The 12540-nt window shown below is 38.0% G+C and carries 14 protein-coding genes; 7 read left to right on the top strand and 7 right to left on the bottom strand.

The genetic code is table 11. From position 1 onward, the window contains the following. The first annotated feature begins 28 nt into the window (after positions 1 to 28). From NSIN_RS07960 to NSIN_RS07950, 3 genes are all read left to right on the top strand, one after another. Entirely contained in the window at positions 29 to 949 is a 921-nt protein-coding gene (locus NSIN_RS07960) for a PHP domain-containing protein (RefSeq protein ID WP_101010692.1), read from the top strand. 70 nt (positions 950 to 1019) lie between these two features. Continuing rightward, the gene (locus tag NSIN_RS07955) at positions 1020 to 1259 is read left to right on the top strand and encodes a sulfurtransferase TusA family protein (RefSeq protein ID WP_101010691.1); all 240 of its coding nucleotides are present in this window, start codon (positions 1020 to 1022) and stop codon (positions 1257 to 1259) included. A 34-nt stretch (positions 1260 to 1293) separates the two neighbouring features. Continuing rightward, the gene (locus NSIN_RS07950; RefSeq protein WP_101010839.1) at positions 1294 to 2262 is read left to right on the top strand and encodes a pyridoxal-phosphate dependent enzyme; all 969 of its coding nucleotides are present in this window, start codon (positions 1294 to 1296) and stop codon (positions 2260 to 2262) included. On the opposite strand, the gene trxB is transcribed toward NSIN_RS07950, so the two are convergent. From trxB to NSIN_RS07930, 4 genes are read right to left on the bottom strand one after another with little or no spacing between them, the layout of a single operon-like run. Beyond that, on the bottom strand, positions 2263 to 3228 hold the full coding sequence (trxB, locus tag NSIN_RS07945; RefSeq protein WP_101010690.1) for a thioredoxin-disulfide reductase: 966 nt from the start codon (positions 3226 to 3228) through the stop codon (positions 2263 to 2265). It lies immediately after the preceding gene. 30 nt (positions 3229 to 3258) lie between these two features. Then, positions 3259 to 4044, bottom strand: coding sequence for a DUF6775 family putative metallopeptidase (locus tag NSIN_RS07940; protein WP_177346302.1), 786 nt, complete (start codon positions 4042 to 4044; stop codon positions 3259 to 3261). Between the two features lie 10 nt (positions 4045 to 4054). After that, complete coding sequence (locus NSIN_RS07935; protein ID WP_101010689.1) at positions 4055 to 4876, bottom strand: sulfide-dependent adenosine diphosphate thiazole synthase; 822 nt, start codon at positions 4874 to 4876, stop codon at positions 4055 to 4057. 37 nt (positions 4877 to 4913) lie between these two features. Beyond that, a complete protein-coding gene (locus NSIN_RS07930) occupies positions 4914 to 5933 on the bottom strand; it encodes a hypothetical protein (protein WP_101010688.1) in 1020 nt (339 codons plus the stop codon). Positions 5934 to 6101: 168 nt separating this feature from the next. Between NSIN_RS07930 and NSIN_RS07925 the strand changes: the two genes are divergently transcribed. Together NSIN_RS07925 and NSIN_RS07920 are read left to right on the top strand one after the other, a co-directional pair. Beyond that, positions 6102 to 7904 carry a nitrite/sulfite reductase gene (locus NSIN_RS07925; RefSeq protein ID WP_101010687.1) on the top strand — a complete coding sequence of 601 codons (1803 nt, stop codon included), beginning with the start codon at positions 6102 to 6104 and terminating at the stop codon, positions 7902 to 7904. Beyond that, complete coding sequence (locus NSIN_RS07920; protein WP_245871945.1) at positions 7901 to 8701, top strand: sulfurtransferase; 801 nt, start codon at positions 7901 to 7903, stop codon at positions 8699 to 8701. Before NSIN_RS07925 ends, NSIN_RS07920 begins: the two co-directional genes overlap by 4 nt. Before the next feature lie 2 nt (positions 8702 to 8703). On the opposite strand, the gene NSIN_RS07915 is transcribed toward NSIN_RS07920, so the two are convergent. Continuing rightward, positions 8704 to 9855, bottom strand: a complete 1152-nt coding sequence (locus tag NSIN_RS07915) for a tetratricopeptide repeat protein (RefSeq protein WP_320410680.1) — start codon at positions 9853 to 9855, stop codon at positions 8704 to 8706. A 149-nt stretch (positions 9856 to 10004) separates the two neighbouring features. Here NSIN_RS07915 and NSIN_RS07910 point away from each other — a divergent pair, with 149 nt between their 5' ends. After that, on the top strand, positions 10005 to 11642 hold the full coding sequence (locus NSIN_RS07910; RefSeq protein ID WP_101010684.1) for a collagen-like protein: 1638 nt from the start codon (positions 10005 to 10007) through the stop codon (positions 11640 to 11642). 37 nt (positions 11643 to 11679) lie between these two features. Next, positions 11680 to 11964 (top strand): hypothetical protein, encoded by a 285-nt coding sequence (locus NSIN_RS07905; protein WP_101010683.1) that lies wholly within the window; start codon positions 11680 to 11682, stop codon positions 11962 to 11964. Positions 11965 to 12012: 48 nt separating this feature from the next. Here NSIN_RS07905 and NSIN_RS07900 read toward each other — a convergent pair whose 3' ends face one another. Next, complete coding sequence (locus NSIN_RS07900; RefSeq protein ID WP_101010682.1) at positions 12013 to 12231, bottom strand: hypothetical protein; 219 nt, start codon at positions 12229 to 12231, stop codon at positions 12013 to 12015. Between the two features lie 114 nt (positions 12232 to 12345). Then, on the bottom strand, positions 12346 to 12522 hold the full coding sequence (locus NSIN_RS09550) for a hypothetical protein (RefSeq protein WP_165775288.1): 177 nt from the start codon (positions 12520 to 12522) through the stop codon (positions 12346 to 12348). Positions 12523 to 12540: the final 18 nt, after the last annotated feature.

Raw genomic sequence — 12540 nt, 5'->3', positions numbered from 1 at the left:
ATGCATTGATCATAAGATTCGATAAGCATTGACTGGACTAAAAGTTGAATTACACTGCCATAATGAGTTTTCAAATTTCCAGCTTGGGCCGAAAGAAACACCATATGATTGTGGGGTATCTATACCAGAACAATTAGACAAGGCATATGAGACAAGTCTTGATGCTTTTTTTATAACAAATCATAACACTTTGAATGGTTATCGTTCTATTTTGGAATATCAAGAAAATCATGTCAAATACAAAAATATCAAGGTATACCCTGGAGAAGAAGTTACAACAGATACTGGTATTCATGTTCTTGCATTTGGACTGCACCAAACCATCAAAGCAGGACAGGAACTAGAAGAAATTCTTGACCAAATCAAATCACAAGATGCCGTATCTTGTGCCCCACATCCTTTTGGTTTGAGTAATGGCCTGAGAGAAAAAGCAATTCTGTGTGATCTAATTGAGGTCTTTAACAGTAATAATGTGGATAGGTATTCTAATATCAGAGCGTATAACTTTGCCAAGACAAATAACTTGATTGAGGTATCTGGAAGTGATTCACATGTTGTTTCAACACTTGGACGATGTACCAATATGATAGACTCTGAAAATAAACTAGATGATATCTTGTATGCCATGAAACATGGAAAGATAACAATTGAAAACACTGGATATATTACAAGTCGTGAAATGATAGAACACGCATTATACAAAATTGAAAACTCGAAAGAAGATATTTTATTGTATTTTGAACAAAATCATCCTCATATGACTGGGTTGTGTAGATTTTTGATTAATGCATTTGAATCAAATCCTAACAGTATAGTGTGGACAACTGCATACAAGATTGCGGTACGCTTGATTACAAAACTTTCAAACAAGATAAATTTCAAAGACCAGGATCATACTGTTTTGTATGAAAGAAATCTCAGAGCGATATTACCGATGATTCTAAAATGATGGAATGTCTCAAATATCTATGAATAGATTTTAATATTGCACAAGTGATTTTTTAGTTAGGTGATTAGATATTTCAGAATCTACTCCGACAAAAACTATTGATGTAAGAGGCATGTTCTGTCCAGAGCCTGTCTTTAGAACAAAGATAGAAATGGAAAGAATGGCAGTAGGAAATATTCTGAAAATTACAGCAGATGATCCTGCATCAGAAGAAGATATCACCAGATGGGTAAATAGAAATGGTCATCAATTACTTGGTATCAAAAAAACAGACAAGGATCTAGAATTTACTATTAAAAAGGTGAAATAATCTAATCTTGGCTGAAACACTAGTTGGCTCTAACATGCCGATAAAAATTGGTGGAACACCGATTGTAAAATTAGAATCATTATCAAATGTTAAAACTGACTTTTATGCAAAACTTGAATTTTACAATCCATTTGGTTCTGTGAAAGATCGCGCAGCATACTGGATGGTAAAGATGGCAGAAGAGAACGGTCTGATAAAAAGAGGACATACTATCATCATCGAACCAACCTCTGGAAATACTGGTATTGCACTTGCTGGAATTGCCAAGCTTTTGGGATATAAAGTTGAAATTGTAATACCTGAAAAAGCAAGCGAAGAAACTAAAAAAATTATTGAATCGCTTGGAGCCACATTATATCAAACAAGTGATGATCTATGTCCCAAAGTTGGGGCAGGAACGGATCAAAGTATTGCACTTGCGCGTTCTATTGCATCTGCTAGGCCTGACAAGTATTATTCTCCAAATCAATATGCCAATGAGGCAAATTTTATGGGTCATTACAAAGGAACTGGGCCTGAAATATGGGAACAAACACAGGGCAAGGTAACACACTTTTTCACTGGTGTGGGAACTGGGGGAACCATTACAGGAATAGGAGCATATTTGAAAGAAAAAAATCCAAGCATCAAAGTCATTGCAGTACAACCACAACAAAATCATCTCATTCAAGGACTACGCAACTTTGAAGAGTCTGCCAAACCTGACTTGTTTATCAAACGAGAAAAAGTTGTTGATGATTGGATAACAATAACCAATCAAGAGGCATTTGTTTCTGTAAAAGATATTTTTGTAAAAGAAAAGATGCTTGTAAGTCCTTCCTCTGCTACTGTGTATACTGCTATGAAAAAATATGATATAGAGAGTGGTTGTGCAGTTGGAATATTTGCAGATGATGGTAGAAAATTCAAGAGTTTGTATACTCAGCAAAAAATATTTTCAGAAGAAGAGTTTGAATCTGCATTAAAGGATTCCAAATATATTTCCAAAGTACAGACTGTCTGATTATTTTTTGTGCTCTGAAAGATATCTGTCCACATCAATAGCTGCCATGCATCCAAATGCGGCTGCTGTGATTGCTTGTCTGTACCTGTGATCATGAACATCGCCTGCAGCAAAAACTCCTTCGATATTAGTCTGAGTATGATTCTTTAACACAATATATCCTTGTGAGTCAAATTCAATCTGTCCCTGGAATAGCTTTGTATTTGGTTCATGTCCTATTGCAACAAATAGCCCTCCTATGTCTAATGTTTTAGCACCGTTGTTTGTTACATCTTTTATTACTGCTTGGGTCACCTTTTGATTGCCTTTTATCTCCTCTATGACTGCATTCCAATGAAATTGGATTTTCTTATTTTCAAATGCTCTATCTTGCATCACTTTGCTTGCTCTAAGCTTGTCACTTCTATGTATTACATGAACCTTGTTTGCAAATTTTGTAAGAAATATGGCCTCTTCCATTGCAGAGTCACCTCCTCCAACTACTACTATGTCTTGATTTCTAAAGAATGGTCCATCACATGTTGCACAATATGACACTCCTCGTGCGCTGTACTCTTGTTCACCTTTGACACCTATCTTCCTTGGTGATGCACCTGTTGCAATAATTACTGCATCTGCTTCATATTCTTCAGAATAAGTAAGTATCTTAAACGGTTTATGTCTGAAATCTACATTGACAACCTCATCATCGATTATGGTAGTACCCATTCTTTCTGCTTGTTGTCGCATTGTTGTCATTAATTCAGGTCCCATTATCCCATTTGCAAATCCTGGAAAATTTTCTACCTCTGTTGTGAGCATCAGTTGTCCTCCTGGTAGAATTCCTGATATTATCAATGTCTCATGTTTTGCACGTGAAGTGTATATTGCAGCGGTATATCCTGCAGGCCCTGCTCCTATGATTATTACGTCAAACTTTTTCCTAGTTTCCGGTTTTTTATCTTCTGTCCTAATTTCTGCTTGCACAGTTCAAACTCATTCAAATTCATATTTAAATTATTCATGATTTTTGATTAATTCTAGAATTTTTTTGTGTTGGTCACAAAGCTTACCTGATTTTGTCTGTGTGTATATTAGATCTTCTTGCCAATGGGCATTATGTAAAATGCATTCTTTGGAATGACAAAATGGATCAAGCGTGATATAATAAAAAATGGCTTGTAACGCATATCCTCTGATGATTATGCCTAGTCTTTTGTCATGGTACTCAAGAAACCTGCCCCTGAATTGTTCCTTTAAAGCATCCAAGTTCAAACCTAATGCAAATTTTTGTTGCATGTACAAATAATACTCGCGAGGTTTTGCTGGCGCTTCAATGATTCCTGTAGTTGATATGATTGCTGGGTTTGAGCAAATTACTGCTCTTCCATGATATCTATAATCATCATAATCGTAAGTACATCCAAGTTTAGTAGTGATAATTAAATGAAATATGTCACTTCTTAACTCCTCATCTGGAATACAGTCTAACAGAACATTCTGAATTTCAAAACCATCGTAAAGAATTATGTTGTCTGAAGGTTTGTTCTCTATGTTAAATTCTTCAATCTGAATCTCTTCTTCTGTTGGTTTATGTTTTTCAAATGGTGTATGTATGTTATAAATTCTCGATGCTGCTAATTTGTACGAAACTGTTTTGTCCTGTATGAAATGTTTAAAGAAATTTTTACGGATCTCTATTTCTATATGTAGAATATCTCTAAGAAAAATAGCAAGCTGTTCTATTTCTATCTCTGGAACTGATGGTTCATCATAGAGAAAAATTTTTGATATTTTCTGCAAATGGTATGTTTTATCTTCTTAATTCTTTTAATTTTGCGGCTGTTACTTCTGCTGCTTTTTTACCTGACAATAACATGGAACCATATGTTGGACCCATTCTTGCAAGCCCATATGTTTCAGTGACAGACATTCCTGAAATGACTAATCCTGGATATACCTCACCTGTCTTGTATACTACTCTGTTTTCGCCATCATCTACCCACATAGGATCCATGCCTTTCCATTCTACAAGTTTTCTATCAACGAGTCTCTTTACTGCAACAGAATCATGACCTGATGCATCAATGACCATCTTGGATTCTAACGCTACTGGATCTACACATGTGATATTTCTTGGAAGTGCTGATACTGGCATCCAGTTCACAACGATGCCAGAAACACGACCGTTTTTCAAAACTAGATCATCAAATTTAGTCAACTGCAGAAACTTGACTCCTGCATCACATGCCGCTGCTATCAGTTTTGATACTGCATGTGGACCAGGTGTCAAAAATAGGCCTTCTGAAATTTGTTTATATGGAATTCCTAGTTCATCCCAAACTTTTTGGGCCGGTGCTCTTACTGTCACTGGATTCATCATGTATCCCCCTAACCAATATCCTCCTCCAAGGTAGTTGTTCTGTTCTATCACAAGTACCTTGAATCCCATTAGTGAAAGCTCTCTGCTGGCAGTAAGACCTGCAGGACCTGCTCCTATTACTATGACATCACAATCTGATCTGTCTATTAATACTGAATGAAATTCATTGGCAATAGCTCTTGTAATATCAACTTCTCTTGAATCTGCAAAAATCTTTGGTGCTTCGTCCTCTCTCAGAGTTGCTTTTTGCATGGAAAATCATTCTTTGTCTAGTACATTAATAGTTTGCTCAGTTTGCAAAGGTGTCTTCAAATGCTTTGATACATTCTCTTATGTGCATCTTCTTTGGAGGGTTTTTGAACGCGTATGCTGAGATTATTTCAGATTTTGTAAAGTCTTTGTTGGATATTGCTTTTTTAGCAGCCCGAATTGCGTCAACTATTACATTGCATCCATTAGTGCTGTCGTTTGTTCTAAGGGAAAGATCTAATTCTACGGGTGAGCCAAGAAAACCTCTAGCTTCCATCCAATAGTAACTAACTCTGGAATCTCCTAATTGTTCTGCATATTCTGTTGTACCTGCTGTTGACATGAATGGAACGGGAGATTCTATCGCAATTGATTCTGTTTTTATCTGTCTTTTCCTCTCTCTGATCTCTTCTGCCATTGTATTTTGTGTATCTTGATTTCCCCCTACATCCAATTGATATGCTTTGTGTAGCAAAATACCTCTGCTTGCCATGAAGTCTATCATTCCTCTGTGAAATGCAGTTCCTCCAAATTGGCTCATAAGATCATCACCCAGTATCATGATTCCTTTTGACTCGAATGCCTTTCTTGTTTGATCTGTGGCCGTCTTTGCTGCAGTTGCGTTGAAAAAAGAACAACCTGCATCTAGTGCCGCTTTTGCATATTTCTCACTACTTTTCTCCATTCCTGATGAAATCAAATTAACAAGAAAATCTGGTTTTATTTTTTTCAATGAATTTACAAACTCGTCATAACTTGATGATCTTGCTTGCCCTTTCTGAGATATGTGAGGTGGGATAGCATCTTCTAATATTCCTGGTTGAATCACCAGATTGCCATATTCTGATTTGGATTCTTTTACAAGATTGCTTATGTTTTTGCCTACCTTTGATGCATCAACGTCATATATTGCAGATATTGTAAAATCATTTAATGTGAGGCCTCCTATCTTGGGATGCCATAGTCCTTGAATTGAATTTTTGTAGAATTCGAAACCTTTCACAAGTGTAGTTGAAACATTGCCCATACCTACTATGGCAAGGCTAATTTTATCCGACACGTTTGTTTTTTCTTGTCAGTCATCATTTAACTCTTTTCTGGTTCTTTACTTGTTATGTCTTTCATGTATTGATGTAAAATATGCAACTTTTGCCATGAATGTGATAGATTTAGCTAAAATTCCCATAATACAAAATTTATATGCGTTCTGAAGGGTAGCTATCAATAATTGAGTAATGCTAGCATAAGCCAATCAAAATCAGATGCTCCAAAACACAAAATCAATTGGGGAAGATTAGAAGAAGCAGAACGATTTGCTGATATGGTAAAACTGTATAGGCAAGGAAAAATCAACCGTGACGATTTTAGACGATTTAGGTTACAACATGGTGCATACGGTAGTAGAATGACTGATGACTACAGCATGATTAGACTAAAACTTCCCGCAGGTGAAGTCTATCCTGAACAACTTGAAAAAATTGCAGATCTGAGTGAACAATTCTCAATAGGCAGTGCACACGTTTCTACACGACAAAACTTTCAACTTCATTGGGTTGCTCTAGAAGATGTATCAGAAGTATTAAGAGGTCTAGCAGAATCTGGAATGACAACCAGAGAAGCATGTGGAAATTCAGTAAGAAGTATAATGTGTAGTCCTCTTGCAGGTGTATGTCCTGACGAGGTATTCGATCCTACTCCTTATGCCCGAGCTGCTACCAAGTTTCTCTTAAGAAATCCATTATCTCAAGCACTTCCAAGAAAATTCAAGATTAACTTTACTTGTTGTGAAAAGCACGGCATGGCAAGAATGGTTGACATTGGCCTAATTCCGCAGCAAGTAGAAGAAAACGGAGTACCGCAAAGGGGATTTAAGATATTCCTCGGAGGTGGACTGGGAGCACAATCTTTTGCAGGACACCAACTTGAACTATTTACTCCTGAAGAAGAATTATTGTACACTATTGTATCTGTAATCAGAATATTTGACAGATTAGGAAATAGGGAAAACATGGCAAGAGCAAGAATGCGTTATCTTGTAAATGACATGGGTTGGGAAAAATTCCAGAATCTTGTACTCAAAGAAAGAGCAATGGTGAAGATGCTTCTATCGGTAGTGGTAAAATTAGATGTTGACAAGACTCCTGACATGTTGAGAAAAATATCAATTAGTTCTGAAATGCCTTCTGTCCCACAAGGTTATTCAAGATGGGTAAAATCTAATACTATGAAACAAAAACAATCTGGATTCAATGCGGTATTTCTAACACTAGAGTCAGGAGACATCACATCAAACCAACTTAGAGTGATTGCAGACATTGCAAGAGAATTTGCAGCCGATGGTCAAATACGAAATGGTTTTACACAAGATATTGTATTCCGATGGGTTAGAGATGAGGATCTTCCTAGATTGTATTCCAAGCTATTAGAAGTAGGTTTGGCAAATCCCGGTGCTCTCACAATGGCATCTGTTGTTGGTTGTTCTGGAACTACTTCGTGTAACTTGGCTTTGACAAATTCTCACAGGCTTGCAAAAGAAGTGCAGCGAAAATTCCTTGAATTAAAGATTGATGAAGATGACGACCTTAGAAATTCTACCATAAAGATAAGTGGATGTCCTAACTCTTGTGGCCAACATGAGATTGCAACCATAGGATTTTACGGTGGTGGAGGAAGACTTGGTAAAGACATGTATCCATTATACACAATGTCCCTTGGAGGAAGATCTGATGAAGATACTACTCTTGGTCATACATGTACAAAGGTTCCAGCAAAACGTGTAATTCCAACAATATTAAAAATAATAGAGATATTCAAATCTGAAAAAAGATCAGGAGAAACATTGGACATTTGGATAAAAAGAATTATCGAAGGAGACGGAGGTAAAAATGTAAAGTCTCTTGACGATGTAAAAGAATTGCTCAAACCTGTTGTGATGGTTCCTACAAAGGATACCGATGAAGACTTTTACGCAGACTATGGAAGTGATGGGAGCTATCACACAAAAACAGGAAGAGGCGAATGTGCAGCTTGAGTCGTGAAAAATCTGTGTCAGTGACAATTGATTCTGACAGATTGCGTTCTGAAATACGAGACAAAAGTGTCAAAGTCTTAGATATTAGAAAAGAAGATGATTACAAACAGGGACATATTCCAGGTGCAATAAATTTGCCCCTTGCAAGTCTACTTGCAGATGACAGTCCTGAAAAGGTTCTACAATATGCCAAATCTTTTGGAATTGGTGATGAAACACCTGTTGTAGTGTATGATGATACTTTTGGAGCTCTTGCTTCTCGTGTTGCTTGGACTCTAGAGTATATAGGACATGAGAATGTGTCACTTCTTGATATTACATACAGTACCTGGAAGAAACTTGGTTTGGAAACAAATTCTGATATTCCATCATTTAACAAAAGTGATCATTCTTTGAAACTACAACCTCAAATTCTTGCTACTTCTGACTATCTAGTACCGGCCAAAGAAAAGGGCGCTATATTGATAGATAATAGGGAAAGACTCAATTTCCTTGAACAACATATACCGGGAGCAATCAACATTCCTTACAGAATGCTTGCATCTGGACAAAATGTATTAAGACCGAAAGATGATCTGAAGAGATTATTTGAAAACAGGAATATCAGACACGACTCTGAAATAATCACATACTGTGGAAGTGTGGGAACTCTTTCTGGCCTAGGCTATTACGCACTAAAGTCACTTGGCATGAATAATGTAAAATTGTACGTACGCTCGTTTAAAGAGTGGAAATCTCTTGACAAGCCAATTGAGAAACAAAAAGATGCTAACTATTGGGACCTGTCTGCCGAATAACTTTATGAATTCTGGGCCGCTTCGTTTCTAAGCTTCTTTGTGATCATCATTTCAATATTGTTGAAAAGATCCATCATTTTCTGTTTGTTTGTCTGAAGATACTCTGATCCTTTGTCTGTAAGCCTCACTTTGAAGAGTCGTATATCTCGGTGTTCTTCAAAAAAATACTCTATCATCTGCCCGCCTTTTTTTGACGGTTCAATGAAAACATCTAATTTTGAAATGATTTCTTTGGTATCTCCATTTTCTATTGCTATCTTGACTGCGTGAACTGCTTCGTTTATCTCCTTGAGGTTCTGTATTACAATTGGCTGTGATTTTTTTGCTGTTCCAAAAAAGCCCTTTTTCTCAACACCTATCTTTTCTGCAAGCTCTGGAACTATTTCATACTCTTCTACTTTTTGTAGGCCTAAGTTTTTCTCTGCCTTGATAAGTAATCCTTTCTCTACTAATTTTCTTGCAGCATCTTCAACCTCAAGCTTACCTATCATCGTAGTCCATACTATCTGTCCTACTTTGTGATAGCCTTGCCTGACTGATTCTAAAACTACTACTTCTACAATTCTTCTATATCCTTCATCTGTCTTGATGTTATCGAAATCTTTGTCCTTTACTGCTTTCTTTGCATTCTTCACATCAATTTCAATTGAACGCTTTAGTGCTTCTATTGATTCTGGAATGTGATTTAACAAAGAATGATAACATGCCTTGTTGTACCAAGACATTCCATCTGTTGGGTTTGAATCTATTGCTTTTTCTACGCAATCTAATGCTTTGTCATAATTTTTTTGCCTGTAGTAAATCAAACCTTTTAAATTCCAAGCTTCTGCATTTGTGACATCAATTTCATGTACTTTGTTATATTGCTCTAATGCTCCTGCTAGATCATTCATGTGAAAACGTGTGTATCCTAACTTGAGTAGAGAATCTACATGTCCTGGATCTATACGTAGTGCATCTTCAAAGGCGCGCGCGGCATCTTCCATTCTTTCATCTGCCATTAAAGACACTCCTTTCTTGTAATGCTTGGTTCTGTTGTAATTTGGATCTGTTAGTTTAGTGTTTGTAGATTCTTCTGGAATCTTGATGTCTGTCTTCTTGCTTATCTTGGGTTCTTCTTCCTTTTTATCTCCAAATAATTTCTTCACGGTCATCAAAATATGGTTTTGCCGTAGATAAATACATTAGTTTGAAAATTAGGCAGGCTATAGGCAGAAAACCAATTCCCAAGTATCTAAAAATTCACAAATGGGCTTTATATCGTATTGAAAATACAAAAATACTTAGGAATTACACGTAGCATATGTCGTCAAAAGGTAATACTATTGAAATCACGGGAGAATCACCCTTCAAACTCTCCTCTGGTGTGTTTGAGGTTCAAATTGCATTATGTGACACTCCTCCTTCATCTGACGAGATAAAAAGAAGAAGTTTCCATTCTTTGTGGAAAGACAGTTTTCACTTGAGAGTAAAAGATAAACAATTTTCTCAAATTCTTGGATCTACAAGAAACCCATTGCCTGACTCTGTATTTCAGAGAGGAACTGTTTGGGTTGTGGTGATTGACCAGTTTTCGTCTATTCATACTAGTTTCCAGATTGATGTTCCACGAACTAATTTGGAACATGTAGCAAGTACTGTAAATGAATCAGATGTTGTACCTCATTTTACTAAATCTGATTCTGAATCTATTCAAAAGCAAAAACCTGTGATGGTGCATTATGGTGAAAGAGGATCAAGAGGACCTTCAGGACCTATGGGTCCACCGGGTCCTATGGGACAACCAGGACCTATGGGTCCACCGGGAGTACAAGGTCCTCCAGGTCCGATGGGTGTACAAGGTGACAAAGGTCCTCCAGGTCCTCCTGGCGACAAAGGTGACAAAGGTCCTCCAGGTCCTCCTGGCGACAAAGGTGACAGGGGAGACAAGGGACCAATTGGAGATAAAGGAATTACAGGTGACAAAGGTCCTCCAGGTCCTCCAGGTCCTCCAGGTGACAAAGGTCCACATGGAACAATAGGTGACAAAGGTGACAGGGGAGACAAGGGACCAATTGGAGATAAAGGAATTACAGGTGATAAAGGTCCACAAGGTGACAAAGGTCCACGTGGTGATGAAGGAGAAAAAGGAGAACGTGGCGATAAAGGTGACAAAGGTGACAAAGGCGACAAAGGATTAACTGGGGAAGTTGGGCCTATTGGAGAAAAAGGTCCTACTGGTCCTCCTGGTCCACAAGGTGATAAGGGCATCATTGGTCCTCCGGGTGATCAAGGTCCTAAAGGTCCGCCAGGTCCTCCTGGCGACAAAGGATTGCCTGGTCCACAAGGTCCACAAGGTGATAAAGGATTAACTGGTCCGCAAGGCCCTCCTGGAGAAAAAGGTCCTCAAGGCCCACAAGGCCCTCCAGGAGAAAAAGGCCTAACAGGAATTCCAGGTCCCCAAGGTGACAAAGGTCCACGAGGTCTTCCAGGTCCAAGTGGTGACCAAGGTCCGCGTGGTACTCCTGGTCCTGTTGGTCCTCCAGGTCCACAAGGAATTCAAGGTCCACAAGGAGAAAAAGGTACAACTGGTCCACAAGGTACTCCGGGTGACAAGGGTCCGCCCGGAATACAAGGGCTTCCTGGTCCAGTAGGTCCGCTTGGCCCACAAGGCCCTCCCGGAGAAAAAGGTCCTCAAGGTGTACAAGGTCCGCAAGGTGATAAAGGATTAACTGGTCCTCAGGGTCCAGCCGGTGACAAGGGTCAACAAGGCCCTCAAGGTCCTCAAGGTACTCCGGGTGATCAAGGTCCACGAGGTCCTCCAGGTCCTCCAGGTGACAAAGGTCCAACTGGATTTTCTGAACAAGAAAGAGCTCTCATCACGCAACTACTTGAGATACTATCATCAAAAAATGTCATTACGACTGAACAACAAATAAAATTGATGAGCTTTCTATACTAGAAAGTATTCAAATAATGCTTTATGATTTTTCACTAACATGAGTGCATCTAAAAATAAAATAGAATTCAAAATGTTGGACCATCAGCGTGTTGGAGGAGAACATGTTATTTTCAAACTCGAAGATGGTACTATGGTGAAAGTCAAAGTTGATCTAGACAGAGTTGGAATTGCTACCAATTACAAAAATCCAGATGGAACGCCACATTATGCAGTAAATGCGTCACTAAAATTGTCTATAATTCCTAATGAAAGAAAATTTTTCGTAGAGCCTGACTCTGTAAAAGGAAAATCATCATCTCCTCCTGGACAGATGTTCAGCTAAAATATTACAAATTATCGCTTACCGTGAAGCGATAATCTGTTTAAAATTTTATCTTCGTCTTTTTGAAGCTGTTCTCTTAGCTTTTCTTGCGGATGGTCTTCTTTTTGGAGCAGACCTTCTCTTTGGAGCTGATCGCTTTGCAGCTGATCTTCTCTTTGGAGCACTACGCTTTGGAGCAGACCTTCTCTTTGGAGCTGATCGCTTTGCAGCTGATCTTCTCTTTGAAGATGATCTCTTTTTAACAGCTCGTGTTGATCGTTTTGCCATTATTGAATTGATGAATTTACTTGTTTTTCTATCGTGACGCTTAAGAAATTTACACTAAATGATGAGTAATATACACACAATTTTTTTCATAAAAACTAAATTTTGATCAAAAATTTAGTATACTGATTCTGCTGAAGGTCTTCTTCCTTGAAGCCATGATGTTAATCCGCATTCTGTACATTTGTACTGTCTTCTTCTTTTGTATGTGGGAATCTCTGGCATGAAAATTATTTCTTGTCTTGTTTTTTTAAAACACTTCTTACACCATCTTTGTTCTAATTCTTCAGTCATGATAATCTCGACAAAAAT

It is taken from the genome of Candidatus Nitrosotalea sinensis, from assembly GCF_900143675.1.
GTDB lineage: Archaea > Thermoproteota > Nitrososphaeria > Nitrososphaerales > Nitrosopumilaceae > Nitrosotalea > Nitrosotalea sinensis.
This window is presented reverse-complemented; position numbering and strand designations above follow the sequence as displayed.